Here is a 16,778-nt window from a genome sequence, read left to right as displayed (position 1 = left end):
GACGCTTCACCACTCGTCCTCCAGCAACTCGATCTCCTCCTGCTCCAGATTCGCCAGGGCGAGGTCCGAGGGGGTGTGGCCGCCCGCGCCGGGCCCGGCCGCATGCAGCGCCATCCCGTCCAGGGCGCGCAGCCACACCTCGCCGACCTCCCGTACCTCCGCCTCGGACAGCACATCGGAGGCGTAGGTCCAGGTCACCATGAGCTCAGGGCCGCCGGGGCGGTCGATGGTGACGGCGTTCAGCTCCAGTCCGTACGGGGTGCCGAGGCCGTCGCCGCCGAGGTCGAGGTCGAGCGCCTCCGAGGCCGGGCGCCAGTCGCCGCCGGGCCCGTCGTGGACCTCGACCCGGCCCAGATAGTTGAAGCCGATCCACGGCACGGCCGCCCCGGACAGCTCCGCGGCCGTCTCCCGGTCCAGATGGCGCAGCAGGCCGTAGCCGATCCCGGTGCCGGGCACCGCGCGCAGCTGTTCCTTGATCCGCTTGACCACCCGCCCGGTGGCCGGGCCGCCCGACCACAGCTCGCCCCACTGCACCTGGCCGGGGTCGAGCCGCACCGGGTGGAGGCTGGTGAACCAGCCCACCGTACGGGACAGATCCACGCCCCCGACGCTCTCGTCCCGGCCGTGCCCCTCCACGGCGACCAGCACCGAGGAGACCGAGGAGCCCAGCCGGCGGCGGCGGTCGGCGACCGCCAGCGCCAGGGCGCTCAGCAGCACGTCGTCCACACCGCAGTGGAACACCGACGGCACCTCGCCGAGCAGCGGCGCGGTCTTCGCGGCCGGCAGCGTCATGGTGACGCGGGCGACCGGTCCCGCCGGGTCGTGCCCGGGGGCCGAGGTGGCCCCGCCGAGCCGGGCGTCCGGGGCGGACAGGACGTCCGTCCACAGCGGCAGCTCCGCCCGCCGTTCCGGCCTGCGCACCTCGGCCGCCAGAAGTTCGCTCCAGCGGCGCACCGAGGTGCCCACCGGAGTGAGCTCCGGCTCCCGTCCGGCGGCGACGGCCGTCGCGATGTCGGCGAGGTCCTGGAGCAGGATCCGCCAGGACACCCCGTCGACCACCAGGTGGTGGGCGACGAGCAGCAGTCGTCCCGGCCGTCCGGGACCGGCGTCGAACCACACCGCGCGCACCATCTCGCCGTCCCGGGGCGCCAGTTCCGCACGGGCCTCGGTGAGGGCGCGGCCGATCAGCGGGGCGAGCTCCCCGGGCTCGGTGGCGGCGATGTCGACCCGGCGGACCCGGTCCGCGCAGGACACCGCCCCGGCCGGTGGCACGCTCAGCCGCCAGCCGCCCTCGTCACCCTGGTCACCTTCAACGCCCTCGACGCCCTGGTCGCCCTCGACGCCCTCGACGTCGCGGCCGACCAGCCGGGCGCGCAGCACATCGTGCCGGTCGTGCAGCGCCTGGAGCGCGGTGGTGAGCGTCGGCAGGTCCAGGCCCGCCGGGGTCCGCACGAGCATCGGCTGGCTGAAGGAGTCGATCGCACCGCCGCGCTCCCGCAGCCAGTGCATGATCGGCGTCGCGGCGAACTCGCCGACGGGGTTGTCCGGTTCGCGGGAGGCCGCGTCGTCGAGCACCTCCGCCACCGCGGTGAGCCCGGCCACCGTCTTGTGCTCGAACACGTCGTTGACGGCGAGGACCAGACCCGCCGCCCGGGCGCGGGCGATGAGCTGCATCGTCACGATGCTGTCGCCGCCCAGTTCGAAGAAGCTGTCGTCGATGCCGACCGAGGGCAGCCGCAGCACCTCGGCGAAGACCGCGCACAGCGCCTCCTCGACCGGGGTCCGCGGGGGCCGCGAATCGGCCGCCGCGCCGAAGCTCGGTGCGGGCAGCGCCTTGCGGTCGAGCTTGCCGTTCGGGGTGAGCGGCAGCCGGTCCAGGACCACGAACGCGGACGGGATCATGTACTCCGGCAGCGACTCGCCGAGCGTCTTGCGCAGCACTCCGGGATCCGGCGCCGCGCCGGGGACCTTCGGCACCACATAGCCGACCAGCCGCGCCCCGCCGCCCTGGTCGGCGCGGGCGAGCGCCACGGCCTGGCCGACCGCCTCATGGGCGGTCAGCACCGTCTCGATCTCCCCCAGCTCGATCCGGAAGCCGCGCACCTTCACCTGGTGGTCGGCCCGGCCCGAGAACTCCAGCCGACCGTCGGCGGTCCGGCGGACGATGTCGCCGGTGCGGTACATGCGCTCGCCGGTGCCGCCGAACGGGCAGGCCACGAACCGCTCCGCGGTCAGCGCGGGCCGGTTGTGGTAGCCGCGCACCACGCCCGCGCCGGCGATGTAGAGCTCGCCCGGCACCCCGGGGGCGACCGGCCGCAGCCGGTCGTCCAGCACATAGACGCGGGTGTTGGCGATCGGGGTGCCGATCGAGGGCACGCCCTGGTCGTCCGTCAGGTCCGCGGCCGTCGACCAGATGGTGGTCTCGGTCGGTCCGTAGAGGTTGGTCAGCCCGGCGGCCGACGCGCGCAGCCGCGTGGCCAGGGCCTCCGGCAGCGCCTCACCGCCGACCAGCACCCGCAGCCCGCGCAGCGCCTCCGGCGACGCGGTGACCATGGCCTGCCACAGCGACGGCGTCGCCTGGACGACCCCCGCCCCGGTCTCCTCGGCCATCCGCAGCAGCGCGGCCGGGTCGCGCACGGTGTCCCGGTCGGCGATCACCACGCCCGCGCCGGACAGCAGCGGCAGATAGAGCTCCAGCGCCGCGATGTCGAACGACACCGTGGTGACCGCGAGCAGTCGGTCGGCGGGGCCGAGGCCGAACCGCCCGCCCATGTCGTCCAGGAAGTTGCTCAGCGCGCCGTGCGGGACGACCACGCCCTTCGGGCGGCCGGTCGAACCTGAGGTGTAGATGACATACGCCGGGTGGTCCGGTGAGCACACCGCACCGGGCGCGGCCGTGGGCGCCGCCGCCAGCTCGGCGGCGGTGGCCGGGTCGTCCAGCACCAGCGCCGGTACGCCGCCGTGCCCAGCGCCCGCGGCACCACCGGTCACCGCATCACCGCCCGCGGCAACCTCCCCGCTGCGGCCCGCCAGATCCTGCCCACCGCCGTCCCCGCCGTCCCCGCCGTCCCGGCCGTCCGCGGCCAGCAGCGGTGCGGTGCCGGAGGTGACCAGCGCCAGCGCGGGGCGGGCGTCCTGGAGGGTGTAGCCGATCCGGTCCCTGGGGTGCTCCGGGTCCAGCGGCAGATAGGCCGCCCCGGTCTTGAGCACGGCCAGCAGGGCGACGAGCAGGTCCGCCGAGCGCGGCAGCGCCACGGCCACCAGCCGCTCGGGGCCCGCCCCGCGGGCGGTCAGCAGCGCGGCGAGCCGGTTGGCGCGCGTCTCCAGCTGGGCGTAGGTCAGCTCGACACCGCCGGAGAGCACCGCGACGGCCGACGGGGTACGGGCCGCCTGCTCCTGGTACAGCTCGTGGACCCGGCGTGCGGGCAGCGGCCGCGCGGTGTCGTTCCACTCGACCAGCACCCGCTCGCGCTCGGCCGCCGAGAGCACCTCGACCTCGCTGATCCGCAGCCCCGGGTCACCGGTGACCGCCTCCAGCACCTGGATCAGCCGCCGGACCAGCGTCTTCACGCTGTCCGCGTCGAACAGCTCGGTGCTGTACTCGCAGACGCCGGACAGCTCGCCCGGCCGGTCCGGCCGCTCGCCGAAGGCGAAGCTCAGATCGACCTTGGCGACGCCCAGGTCGACCAGCTCGGGCCGCAGGGCCAGCCCGCCCAGCGCGGTCTCGGCGGCCGGCATGTTCTGCACCATCAGCATGACCTGGAACAGCGGATGCCGGGCCAGGGACCGCTCCGGGTCGACCACCTCCACCAGCCGCTCGAACGGCACGTCCTGGTGGGCGTAGGCGTCCAGCGCGGTGCGCCGCACCCGCTCCAGCAACTGGTCGAACGTCGGGTCGCCCGAGGTGTCGGTGCGCAGCACCAGCGTGTTCAGGAAGACGCCGACCAGGTCCTCCAGGGCCTGGTCGGGGCGCCCGGCGATGGGGCTGCCGACCGGGATGTCCTCCCCGGCGCCCAGCTTGGTGAGCAGCAGGGCCAGCGCCGACTGGAGCACCATGAAGGTGCTGACCCCGCGGGCCCGGGCCAGCGCGGTGAGCCGCTCGTGCAGCCCGGGGTCGATCGCGAAGTCCAGGGTGCGGCCGCGATGACCGGCCACGGCCGGCCGGGGCCGGTCGGTGGGCAGGGTCAGCTCGTCCGGCAGCCCGGCGAGCGCCCCGCGCCAGTACGCCAGCTGACGGGAGGCCAGGCTCTCCGGGTCGTCCTCGTCGCCGAGGTGGTCGCGCTGCCAGAGGGTGTAGTCGGCGTAGGCGACCGGCAGCGGCTCCCAGGCCGGGGCCCGGCCGTCCGCGCGGGCGGTGTAGGCGGCCGACAGGTCGCGCACCAGCGGCGCGGTGGACCAGCCGTCGGTGGCGATGTGGTGGATCACCAGGGCCAGGACGTACTCGCTCCCGCCGAGCGCGAACAGGGTGGTCCGCAGCGGCAGCTGAATGGTCAGGTCGAAGCCCCGGGTGACGGTCGCCTCGAGCTGCTCGGGCAGCGCGTCCTCGGTCGTCTCCACCACGGTCAGCGGTATCCGCACCGCGTCCGGCTCCCACACCTGCTGCCGGGGCGAGCCGTCGGTCTCGGGAAAGACCGTGCGCAGGCTCTCGTGGCGGCCGATCAGATCGCCCAGCGCCCGCTCCAGGGCCGCCCGGTCCAGCTCCCCGGACAGCCGCAGCACCACCGGCACGTTGTAGGTGGCGCTCGGCCCCTCCATCCGGCTCAGGAACCACAGCCTGCGCTGGGCGAAGGACAGCGGAAGCACCTCGGGCCGCTCGCGGGCGGTCAGCGGCAGCCGGGCGGCCGCCTCCCCGTCCAGGGTCCTCGCCAGCGCCGCCACGGTCGGGGCCTCGAAGAGCGTGCGGACCGACAGCTCGACGGCCAGGACCGAACGGATCCGGTTGACGATCCTGGCCGCCAGCAGCGAATGGCCGCCCAGGTCGAAGAAGTTGTCGTCCACGCCGACCGCGGGCACGCCGAGCACATCGGCGAACAGACCGCAGAGGATCTCCTCGCGGGGTGTGCCCGCCGCGCGGCCCGCCGCCACCGGCGCGTACTCCGGGGCGGGCAGCGCCTTGCGGTCGAGCTTGCCGCTGGCGTTCAGGGGCAGGGCGTCCAGCACCACGAACGCGGACGGCAGCATGTAGTCGGGCAGCGACGCGGCGAGCGCGTCGCGCAGCGGGCCCGGCTCCGGAGGATCATTCGGGTCCTGCGGCACCACGTAGGCCACCAGTCGGCGTTCGCCGCCGACGTCGTCCCGGGCGACCACCGCGCAGTCGGCCACGCCCCGGCAGGCGGAGAGCACGGCGGCGATCTCCCCCGTCTCGATCCGGAAGCCCCGGATCTTCACCTGGTCATCCGCCCGGCCCAGATACTCCAGCAGCCCGGCCACGGTCCAGCGGGCCAGATCACCGGTCCGGTACATGCGCGAACCATCGCCCGCGAACGGATCGGCCACGAACCGCGACGCGCTCAGCCCCGGCCGCTTCAGATACCCCTGCGCCACCCCGCCACCGGCCACGTACATCTCCCCCGCCACCCCTGGGGGCACCGGGCGCAGCGCACCGTCCAGCACATAGATCCGCAGGTCGGGGATGGGCCGGCCGATGAGCGAGCCCGCGCCCGAGGCCGCCAGCTCCGCATTCAGCGGCAGATGGCTGACGTGGACCGTGGTCTCGGTGATGCCGTACATGTTCACCAGCAGCGGGGCGCAGGCGGCGCCCGCTCCGTGCCGCTCGTACCAGTCCGGCAGCCGTCCCAGGTCGAGCGCCTCACCGCCGAAGACCACATGGCGCAGCGCCAGCCGGTCACCGGTCCCCGGATCCTCCCGGTCGGCGTGGATCAGCTGGTAGAACGCCGAAGGCGTCTGGTTGAGGAAGGTCACCCGCTCATCCGCGAGCAGCCGCAGGAAGCGCTCCGGCGAACGGGACACGTCGAACGGCACCACCACGAGCCGGCCGCCGTGCAGCAGCGGCCCCCACAGCTCCCACACCGAGAAGTCGAACGCGTAACTGTGGAACAGCGTCCACACATCGTCCGGGCCGAACGCGAACCACTGCCGGGTGTGCTCGAAGAGCCGCACCACATTGCCGTGCGAGACCACCACACCCTTGGGGCGGCCCGTCGAACCCGATGTGTAGATCACATACGCGGGCGCTTCCGGTACGAGCGGGGCGATCCGGTCGGCGTCCGTCAGGTCCGTACCCGGCAGTCCGGCGAGCCGGTCCGCGACCGGCCCATCGCCCAGCACCACCCGCGCCACGCCCTCCGGCAGCGCCACCTCGACCCGGGTGTCCGTCACCACGAGCGCCAGATCCACGTCCGAGACCGTGTAGGCGATGCGGTCCGCCGGATACGAGGGGTCGATCGGCACATACGCGGCGCCCGACTTCACCACCGCCAGCAGCGCCACCACCAGATCCACCGACCGCGGCAGCACCAGGCCCACGAACCGGCCGGGACCCGCGCCCCCCTCGACCAGCAGCCGGGCCAGGGCGTTGGCCCGCTCGTTCAGCTCCCCGTACGTCAGCCCATCCGCGCCCAGGGACACCGCCCGCGCACCGGGGCACTCCCGCACCCGCGCCTCGAACAGCTCCGGGAGTGTGGCCGCGACTTCATCGGCCGCGTCCCCGTTCCACTCCACCAGCACCCGGCGGCGCTCCGCCTCGGAGAGGAGGTCGATCTGCGTGAGGCGGACGGCCGGGTTGGCCGCCACCGTCTCCAGGAGGCGTACGAACCGGTCGGCCAGGGCCTGCGCGCCGGCCCGGTCGTACAGGTCGGTGTTGTAGACCAGGGTGCCGGTCATCCCGGCCGGGGCACCGCCTGCGTCGAAGGTCTCGCCGATGGCGAAGTCGAGGTCGAACTTGGCCGTGCGGTTGTTGGCGGGGTGCAGCCGGGTGTCCAGGCCGGGGAAGCGCAGCGTCAGCTCGGGGATGTTCTCGAACGTCAGCATGGTCTGGAACAGCGGGTGCCGGGAGAGCGACCGGTCCGGGCTCAGGGTCTCCACCAGCAGGTCGAACGGCACCTCCTGGTGGGCGTAGGCGGCCAGGTCCGCCTCCCGGACCCGCTCGACCAGCTGCCGGAAGGTGGGGTCGCCGGACAGGTCGTTGCGCAGCACCAGGGTGTTGACGAAGAAGCCGATGCCGTCCACCAGGGACTCGTCGTTGCGGCCCGCGATGGCCGTGCCTACGGGGATGTCCTCGCCCGCGCCCAGCCGGGACAGCAGCGCCGCCAGGCCCGCCTGCACCACCATGAAGAGGCTGGCGCCGCTGGAGCGGGCGATGTCGGTCAGCGCGGTTTGCAGCTCGGGGCTCAGGGTCAGCGGCAGACGGTCTCCGTCGTTGCTCAGCACCGCCGGGCGGGGCCGGTCGGTGGGCAGCTCCAGCTGCTCGGGCAGACCGGCGAGAGTCCGCTTCCAGTAGTCCAGCTGACCGCCCAGCAGGCTGTCCGGATCGTCCTCGGCGCCCAGCAGCTCGGCCTGCCACAGCGTGTAGTCCGCGTACTGCACCGGCAGCGGCCGCCAGGTGGGCGCGGCCCCGGTGCGCCGCGCGGTGTAGGCGGCGACCAGGTCGTCCACCAGCGGGCCGAAGGACCAGCCGTCGGCGACGATGTGGTGCACCACGATCAGGAAGACGTGCTCGGTGGGGCTCAGCACCAGCAGGTCGGCGCGGATCGGCAGTTCGGCGGCGAGGTCGAAGCCGCGCCGCGCCACCTCCGACAGCGTCTCGTCCAGCCGCTCCTCGGCCACTTCGGAGACCCGGATCTCGGCCTGGGCCCGCTCGGCGTCCAGCACGACCTGGGAGGGCACCCCGCCGCGGTCGGGGAAGAGGGTGCGCAGGCTCTCGTGCCGGGCGATGACGTCGTGCAGCGCGGTGTGCAGCGCGGCGCGGTCGAGCCGTCCGGTGAAGCGCAGCGAGACACCCAGGTTGTAGGTGCCGTCCGCGTGGTCCAGCTGGTTGATGAACCACAGTCCGCGCTGCGGGTACGCCAGCGGCACCTCCGCGGGGCGCTCCCGGGGGGTCAGCGGGGTGCGCGTTCCGGTGGCCCGGTCGACCAGCCGGGCCAGCTCGGCGACGGTCGGCGCGTCGAACAGGTCGCGCACCGCCACATCGGCGCCGAGGACGGCCTGGATGCGCAGCACCAGTCGGGTGGCGAGCAGGGAGTGCCCGCCGAGGGAGAAGAAGTTGTCGTCCACCGACACCGAGGCCAGCTCGAGGATCTCGGCGAAGAGTCCGCACAGCACCTGCTCCTGCGGGGTGCGCGGAGACCTGCCCGCCCCCTCGCCGGTGAGCTCCGGCTCCGGCAGCGCCTTGCGGTCGAGCTTGCCGTTGGGGGTGAGCGGAAGGGCGTCCAGGGCCAGCACGGCGGAGGGCACCATGTAGTCGGGCAGCGCCTCGGCGAGCTCATCGCGCAGCGCGGAGGTGTCGAGGCGGTGGCCCGGGGCGGGCACCGCGTAGGCGACCAGCCGCTTGTCCCCGGGGCGGTCCTCGCGCACGACCACGGCGGCGGAGGCGACACCGGGGCGGCGCGCGACCGCGGCCTCGACCTCACCCGGCTCGATCCGGAAGCCCCGGATCTTCACCTGGTCGTCGGCGCGGCCTGCGAACTCCAGCACCCCGTCCCCGGTCCAGCGGGCGAGGTCGCCCACCCGGTACATCCGGCTGCCCGCCGGACCGTACGGGTCGGCGACGAACCGCTCCGCGCTGAGGGCGGGCGCCCGCCAGTAGCCGCGCGCCAGCCCCTCACCGGCGAGGTACAGCTCGCCGACCACGCCCGGCGGCACCCGGCGCAACTGGCCGTCCAGGACATGGGCCCGCGTGTTGTCCAGCGGGGCACCGATCGGTACGACGTCGGGCACCCGGTCGGCGGAGGTCACCCGGTGGAAGGTGGCGAAGGAGGTGGTCTCGGTCGGGCCGTAGGTGTCCTTGAACACCATGCCGGGGAACCGCTCGAGCAGGGCGCGCACCGCCGTACCGGGCACGACGTCACCACCGGCCAGCAGCTCCCGCACACCGGTCAGGCAGTCCAGGTCGTTCTCGGCCACGACGCGGAAGAGCCCGGCGGTCAGGTGCAGTCCGGTGATGCCGTGCTCGGCGATCATCCGGCGCAGGGTGCGGACGTCCATGTCCTGCGGCGGGGCGATGACGACCGTGCCGCCGGTCAGCAGCGGCACCCACAGCTCGTAGTTGGCGGCGTCGAAGGCGTGCGGCGCGTGCAGCAGCACCCGGCGGTGGGCGTCGGCCTCGAAGCAGCCGTCCAGGGCGAACGCCAGCAGATCGCGGTGGGTGACCGCGACCCCCTTGGGGCGGCCGGTCGAGCCGGAGGTGAACATCACGTACGCGAGCCGCTCGGGGTGGACGGCCACCGCGGGAGGCTGATCCGGGAGCCCGGTGAAGTCGTCGTCCACCACGACGGTGGTGGCGCGGTGGGCGAACTCCAGCTCCGGCTGGGCCCGGTCGAGGAGCAGCACCGACGGTTCGGTCCGCTCCATCACCTGCTCCCAGCGGACCTGCGGGGCGCGCGAGTCCAGCGGCACATAGGCGGCACCGGCCTTGAGCACGGCGAGCAGGGAGACGACGAGCTCCACCGAGCGCTGCTGGAGCACGGCCACCCGCGCCTCCGGGCCCGCGCCCGCGGCGAGCAGCCGGTGGGCGAGCCGGTTGGCGCGCGCCTCCAGCTCCCGGTAGCTGATCCCGGTGCCGTCGGAGGCGATGAGCGCGGTCGCGTCCGGGGCGGCGGCCACCCGCTCGGCGAACCGGGCGGGTACCGAGCCGGTGAGCGCGGGCACCTCGCGGACCGGGCCGGCCCACTCCACGGCCAGCCTGCGGGTCTCCTCGGGGGCCAGGACGTCGATCTCGGCGATGCTGCCGCCGGGCCGCGCCACGGCCGACTCCAGCACCGTCAGGAACCGCGCCACCATCCGGCGCACGGTCTCGGCGTCGTACAGGTCCGTGGCGTACAGCACCTGGCCACCGATCCCGGCCGGCGCCCCCGCCGCGTCCCGGCGCTCCTGGAAGTCGAACTGGAGGTCGAACTTGGCGATGGTGAGGTCGCCCGGGGCCACCGAGGCGGTCAGACCGGGCAGCTCCAGCGAGCGGTCCGGGTGGTCCTGCATGCTCAGCAGGATCTGGAACAGCGGGTGCCGGGACCGCGAGCGGTCCGGGTTGAGCACCTCGACCAGCCGCTCGAACGGCACGTCCTGATGGGCGTAGGCCGTCAGGTCGGCCTGCCGGACCCGGTCGACCAGCTCGGTGAACGAGGGCCGCCCGGAGGTGTCGGTGCGCAGCACCAGCGTGTTGACGAAGAACCCGACCAGGTCGTCCAGGGCCTCGTCGGTCCGGCCGGCGATCGGGCTGCCGACCGGGATGTCGTCGCCCGCGCCGAGCTTGGACAGCAGCACGGCCAGCGCCGCTTGCAGCACCATGAACACGCTGGCGCCGCCGGCGTGGGCGACGGCGAGCAGCTCACGGTGGAGTTCGGGGCCGATCTCGCAGTCCAGTACGGCGCCGCGGTGGCTCGCCACGGCGGGCCGGGACCGGTCGGTGGGCAGGGCCAGCTCCTCGGGGAGACCGGCCAGCGCGGTCTTCCAGTACGCCAGCTGACGGGCCAGCGGACTGGTCTCGTCGGAGTCCTCGCCCAGCAGCGACCGCTGCCAGAGGGTGTAGTCGGCGTAGGCGACCGGCAGCGGCTCCCAGCCGGGGGCCCGGCCGTCCGCGCGGGCGGTGTAGGCGGCCGACAGGTCGCGCACCAGCGGCGCCAGGGACCAGCCGTCCCCGGCGATGTGGTGGACCACGACGGACAGCGCGTGCTCACCGCCGCCGAGGTGGAACAGCTCGGCGCGCAGCGGCAGTTCGGTGGCGAGCCGGAAGCTGTGGCCCGCGGCGGCCGCCAGGGCGGCGGGCAGCTCCGCGGCGGTGACCTCGGACGCGTACGGCAGCGGCGGCAGCTCCTCGGCGGGCACCAGGTGCTGCCGGGGCTCGCCCGCGGTGTCGGGGAAGACGGTGCGCAGGCTCTCGTGCCGCAGCAGGACGTCGCGCAGCGCCGCCCGCAGCGCCGGGACGTCCAGATCGCCGGACATCCGCAGCACGAAGGGGATGTTGTACGTGGGGTTGGGGCCGTCGAGCCGGTCGAGGAACCACAGCCGGGCCTGGGCGAACGACAGCGGCATGGGCTCCGGCCGGTCCACCGGGACCAGCGCGGGCCGCGCCGCCCCCGCGGTGTCCAGCAGCTCGGCGAGCGCGGCCACGGTGGGCCGGTCGAACACCTCGTGCACGGCCAGTTCCACGCCGAGCACGGAACGGACCCGGCCGGCCAGCCGGGTGGCGGCCAGCGAATGGCCGCCGAGCGCGAAGAAGTTGTCGTCCACGCCGACCCCGGGCACGCCCAGCACCTCGGCGAACAGCCCGGCGAGCACCTGCTCGCCCGGGGTGCGGGCGTCCCGTCCGGCCGCCCCGCCGGTCACCTCCGGCTCCGGCAGCGCCCGTGCGTCGAGCTTGCCGCTGGGGGTCAGCGGCAGCGCGGGCAGGGGGACGAACGCGGCGGGCAGCATGTAGTCCGGCAGCGACTCGCCGAGCTTCTTGCGCAGCAGTCCGGGATCCAGCGCCTCGCCGGGGGCCTGCGGCACCACATAGGCCACCAGCCGCCGCTCACCGCCCCGGTCGTCCCGGGCGACCACCGCGCAGTCGGCGACGCCCTGGCAGGCCGACAGCGCGGCCGCGATCTCACCGGTCTCGATCCGGAAGCCCCGGATCTTCACCTGGTCGTCGGCGCGGCCCAGGTACTCCAGCAGCCCGTCGGCGGTCCAGCGGGCCAGGTCGCCGGTGCGGTACATCCGGCCGCCGTCGCCCGCGAACGGGTCGGCCACGAACCGGGAGGCGCTCAGGCCGGGCCGCTTCAGATAGCCCTGCGCGACACCGGCGCCCGCCACGTACATCTCCCCGGCCACGCCCGGGGGCGCCGGGCGCAGCGCGCCGTCCAGCACCCGCACCCGCAGATCGGGGATGGCCCCGCCGATCAGCGAACCGGCGCCGGAGGCGGCGAGTTCGGGGTCCAGGGCCAGATGGCTGACGTGCACCGTGGTCTCGGTGATGCCGTACATGTTGACCAGCAGCGGGGCGCAGGGGGCGCCCTCGCCGTGCCGTTCGTACCAGTCGGCCAGCCGCCCCAGGTCCAGTGCCTCACCACCGAAGACCACATGGCGCAGCGCCAGCCGGTCGCCGGTCGCCGGGTCCTCCCGGTCGGCGCCCGCGAGCTGGTAGAAGGCCGACGGGGTCTGGTTGAGGAAGGTCACCCGCTCGTCCGCCAGCAGCCGCAGGAAGCGCTCCGGCGACCGCGACACCTCGAACGGGACGACGACGAGCCGCCCGCCGTGCAGCAGCGGCCCCCACAGCTCCCACACCGAGAAGTCGAAGGCGTAGGAGTGGAACAGGGTCCACACCTCGTCGGCGCCGAACGGGAACCACCGGCGGGTGGCGGTGAACAGCCGGACCACGTTGTGGTGGGAGACCACGACGCCCTTGGGGCGCCCGGTGGAACCGGAGGTGTAGATGACGTACGCGGGGGCCACCGGCAGCAGGGGCGAGGGCCGGTCGGCGTCGGTCAGATCGGTGCCGGGCAGGGCGGCGAGCCCCTCCCGCACCTCGTCCTCGCCCAGCACCACCCGCGCCACGCCCTCCGGGAGCGCCACCTCGACCCGGGTGTCCGTCACCAGCAGGGTCAGGTCCACATCGGAGATGGTGTACGCGATGCGGTCCGCTGGATACGCGGGGTCGATGGGCACATAGGCGGCGCCCGACTTCACCACCGCCAGCAGCGCCACCACCAGGTCGACCGAGCGGGGCAGCACCAGGCCCACGAACCGGCCGGGACCGGCGCCCCGCGCGACCAGCAGCCGGGCCAGCGCGTTGGCCCGCGCGTTCAGCTCGGCGTAGGTCAGCGTGTCCGCGCCGAGGGACACCGCGCGGGCCTCGGGGCACTCCCGCACCCGCGCCTCGAACAGCTCGGTGAGGGTGGCGGTGGCGGCCGGGGCCGTGCCACCGTCGTCCGCCAGCACCTGCCGGCGCTCGGCCTCGGTGGCGATGTCCAGCGCGCCGAGCCGCCGGTCCGGCGCCCCGGCGCCCAGGGCCCGCAGCAGCCCGGTCAGGCGCTCGGCGTGGCGCTCCACCTCGGCGGCGGAGTACAGCTCGGGGCTGGCGTTGAGCTCCACCCGCAGCCCGCCGTCACCCGCCCGGTTGTCGACGACGACGGTCAGATCGTCGTCGTGACCGATGGTCAGGTTGTGCACCACGCCCGGGTGGCCGCCGAAGTCCAGGTCGTAGTCGAACATGATGATGTTGACGCGCGGGCCGACCAGACGCCTGCCGTCGGCCAGCGTGCCGGCGTCGCGGCGCAGCTCCTCGTAGCGGTAGCGCTGGTGGCGCAGGGCGCCGCGCATCCGCCGGGAGACCTGGCCCAGCAGCTCGGCGACGGTGTCCCCGGGCCGGACGGACAGCCGCAGCGGCACGAGGTTGGACACCATGCCGGGCACGCTCGCGGCCTCGCCGCCGGGCCGGGCCGCGACCGGGAGGGCGAGGACGACATCGGTGCGGCCGGTGATCCGGTGCAGATACAGCGCCTGGGCGGCGACGGCCACCGTCGGCCAGGCGGTGCCCGCCTCGCGGGCCAGCGACCGGATCGACTCGACGGCGGTCGGCTCCAGCGTGGAGACCACCCGCAGCAGCGGGCCGTCCGGATAGCGGGTGGGCTGTGCGGTGAGGCCCTGGGCCTCGGGGCGGTCGGCCAGCTGCTCGGCCCAGTACTCCCGGTCGCGGACGATCTCCTCGGACCCGCCGTACGCGGCGTCGGCCTCGATGAGCTCCCGCAAGCCCCCGTGGCCGGACTCCGGGCACGGCTCCCCGGCCACGGCGGCCGAGTACACGGCGGCGACCCGGCGCGCGATCATGCCCACGCTCTGGCCGTCCAGCGCGATGTGGTGATGGCGCTGGTACCAGACGTGCCGGTCCTCGGCGAGCCGGAACAGCGCGAAGGTGAACAGCGGTCCGGCGAAGAGGTCCACCGGGCGCTTCTGGTCGGCCGAGGCCCAGGCGCGCACGGCGGCCTCCGGATCGTCCTGTCCGGACACGTCCACGAAGTGGAACGGCCAGTCGAGTCCGGGCGCCACCACCTGGTACGGGCCGTCGGCGTCCGCGCCGAAGGACACCCGCAGCGCCTCGGTCTCATCCACCACCCGCCGCAGGGCGGCCTCGAAGAGACCGGGGTCGACGGGGCCCTGGATGTCCACCCGCTCCGCCAGGCCGAAGAGCGGATTGGCGGGATCACCCTGGACGGCGTACCAGATTCCCCGCTGGCCGTCGGTCAAGCGGAATCGAACACCCTGCGGGACAGACATGCACTCACTCCACACTCGATGGGAGAAAGGAGACAGTCGGCTGAACAGCCTTCACTCATCGCAGCCTGTCCGACGCCGTGAGGTGCGACAACGACAGTGCAAAGAATTGAGTACGTGATCCGGGAGGCGTAGCGGGGCTTCCGATTTGAACTATTCGAGGCGATGTAGGCGACACCTCTCGCCATGGGCACCATGTCAGCCATGAACCTCACAGGGCAGAATGCCGAGCGCCGCGAACAGGCCCCGGCGGCGATGACCGCCGAGATCACCCACACCGCGTCGCTCGAGACGTTGCTCGCGGCCCCTTGTCCGGACTTCCCCGTCCTGCCCGGGGTGTGCGTCCTGGAGTATCTGCGGGCGAGCGCGGAGGCCACCGCGCCCGCCCCGGGCCTGCGCTGGCGCGCGGTGGACCGGGTGCGGTTCCTGGGCGCGGTCTTCCCCGGTGAGGAATTCACGGTCCGGCTGACCTGGCAGCGGTCGGGCGAGGACGAATGGACCGGGCTGGCCACCGCGAGCACCGTGCGCGGTACGGCGGCCTCCGCCCGGCTGCGCTACGTCGGGGAGGCGGACCGGTGATCGAACTGGACGAGGTGCGCCGGCTGCTTCCGCGCCGCCGCCCCATGCTGCTCGTGGACCGGGTGCTGGAAGTCGTCCCGGGTGAGCGGATCGTCGCGGCGAAGGCCGTCACCTGCAATGAGCCGTGGTACACGCGGCTCCCCGAATCCACCCCCGCCGAACGGCTCGGCTATCCGTCTGCCCTGGTGATCGAGTCGTGGGGCCAGGCCGCCGGGATCCTGTCGCGGCTGAGCGGTGAGCTGCCCGAGGGCATGATGCTGCTCGCCGGGCTGAGCGACGTCCGGGTGCACCGCACGGTCCTGCCCGGAGTGCTGCTGGAGCACCGGGCGAGGATCGTCAGATCCCTCGGCGACCATCTGATCTTCGAGGGGGAGAGTGTGGTGGACGGGGACACCATTGTGTCCATCGGGCAGATGGTGATGGCGTTCCGCCCCGCGAGCGCGGTGCTCCCGCCCGGCGGGGACCGGCGCTGAACCGGCGGCCCGGTGTTCGAGCGGCACTCAGGAGTCGGCGGTGGCCAGCCCCGCCTCGTCCGGCAGGAACCGGACCGGCAGGGTCGACATCCCGGCCATCAGATTGGAGTGGATCCGGCGCGGCTCACCGGTGAGCTCGATGCCATTGCTGAACGTCCGCATCGCGTCCAGCATCTCCTTCACCTCGACCCGCGCCAGGTAGGCGCCGAGGCAGAAGTGCGGACCGTAGCCGAAGGTGATGTGCTTGTTCGGCGAACGGCCCAAGTCCAGGACGTACGGGTCGTCGAAGACCGACTCGTCGCGGTTGGCCGAGGTGTTCCACAGCGTCACCACGTCGCCCGCCTTGATGGTCCCCCCGGCGATCTCGATGTCGACCAGCGCGGTACGGCCGAAGTTCATCGCGGGGGTGGCCCAGCGCAGCGCCTCCTCGGTGGCCGACTCCAGCGTCACCGAACCCTCCTTGAGCCGCTTCCACTGCTCCGGCTCGCGGCTGAGGTTGTAGAGGGAGTCGATCATCGTGAGCCGGCTGGTCTCGTCGCCGCCCAGGATGAGGCTGTAGCAGTTGAAGACGATGTCCTGATCGGTCAGCGGCACGCCGTTGATGTCACTGGCGGTGAGCGTGCTGATCACGTCGTCCTGCGGATCGGCGCGCCGCTCGGCGACCAGGTCGCTGAAGTACAGCAGGATCTCGTTGCGCGCCAGGAACGCCTCCTCCGGGGCCTGGTCCGCCTCGTCGGAGCTGAGCGAGGACTTGGTCAGGTTCAGCAGATAGGCGTGGTCCTTCACCGGCACCCCGAGCAGGCCGCCCACGGTGGTCAGCGGGATCACCTGGGCCACCTCGGCCGCGAAGTCCCCCTCCCCGCGCCGGACCGCGTCGGCGATCATCCGGCGGGCGTTGACCCGGACCAGCGCCGCGACCTTGGACAGGGCTCGCGGCGAGAACGCCTTGAGCATCACGTTGCGCAGGTCCTTGTGGCGCTGGCCGTCGGTCACCGCCAGCATCTGGCCGGCGGCCGAGTCGCCGCCCGCCAGCAGCGTCACCAGGACGTTGCCCTTCTCCGAGGTGAGCCGCTGGTTGTCCCGGTAGAGCGCCATCACATCGGCGTAGCGGCTGACCACCCAGAAGCCGGGAGCGCCGTCGACCGGCGGATGCCAGTACAGCGGGTGGTCGGCGCGCAGCCGGCGCCAGTACGCGTCCATGTCGTGCTCGAGGTAGGACTTGGGGTCGACCAGGTTGACCGCCGAGATCTCCTCCGGTATCTCTTCGCGGCTCGTCGCTGTCTGCACGCTCATCTCTCCACCAAT

The 16,778-nt window shown here is 73.7% G+C and carries 4 protein-coding genes; 2 read left to right on the top strand and 2 right to left on the bottom strand.

Annotated features, from left to right (window positions below; all coding sequences use genetic code 11):
• Positions 1-6: 6 nt before the first annotated feature.
• Positions 7-14,394: an amino acid adenylation domain-containing protein gene (locus tag ABD329_RS27065; protein WP_344317044.1), complete on the bottom strand. Its 14,388-nt coding sequence runs from the start codon at positions 14,392-14,394 to the stop codon at positions 7-9.
• A 231-nt stretch (positions 14,395-14,625) separates the two neighbouring features.
• Here ABD329_RS27065 and ABD329_RS27060 point away from each other — a divergent pair, with 231 nt between their 5' ends.
• Both ABD329_RS27060 and ABD329_RS27055 read left to right on the top strand, forming a co-directional pair.
• Positions 14,626-15,000, top strand: coding sequence for an ApeI family dehydratase (locus ABD329_RS27060; protein WP_198278730.1), 375 nt, complete (start codon positions 14,626-14,628; stop codon positions 14,998-15,000).
• On the top strand, positions 14,997-15,473 hold the full coding sequence (locus ABD329_RS27055; protein ID WP_309142794.1) for a 3-hydroxyacyl-ACP dehydratase FabZ family protein: 477 nt from the start codon (positions 14,997-14,999) through the stop codon (positions 15,471-15,473). The genes ABD329_RS27060 and ABD329_RS27055 overlap by 4 nt, the downstream gene beginning before the upstream one ends.
• Positions 15,474-15,500: 27 nt before the next feature.
• Here ABD329_RS27055 and ABD329_RS27050 read toward each other — a convergent pair whose 3' ends face one another.
• Complete coding sequence (locus ABD329_RS27050; RefSeq protein ID WP_198278732.1) at positions 15,501-16,766, bottom strand: cytochrome P450; 1,266 nt, start codon at positions 16,764-16,766, stop codon at positions 15,501-15,503.
• Between the last annotated feature and the right edge of the window lie 12 nt (positions 16,767-16,778).

Source organism: Streptomyces javensis, assembly GCF_039525925.1.
Classification (GTDB): domain Bacteria; phylum Actinomycetota; class Actinomycetes; order Streptomycetales; family Streptomycetaceae; genus Streptomyces; species Streptomyces asiaticus.
The sequence above is the reverse complement of the archived record's forward strand: the minus strand, read 5'-3'. Positions and strand labels throughout refer to the sequence as shown.

Coding starts and splice junctions, on each gene's coding strand:
- ABD329_RS27060 (WP_198278730.1), top strand. CDS start 14,626: ATGAACCTCACAGGGCAGAATGCCGAGCGCCGCGAACAGGCCCCGGCG.
- ABD329_RS27050 (WP_198278732.1), bottom strand. CDS start 16,766: ATGAGCGTGCAGACAGCGACGAGCCGCGAAGAGATACCGGAGGAGATC.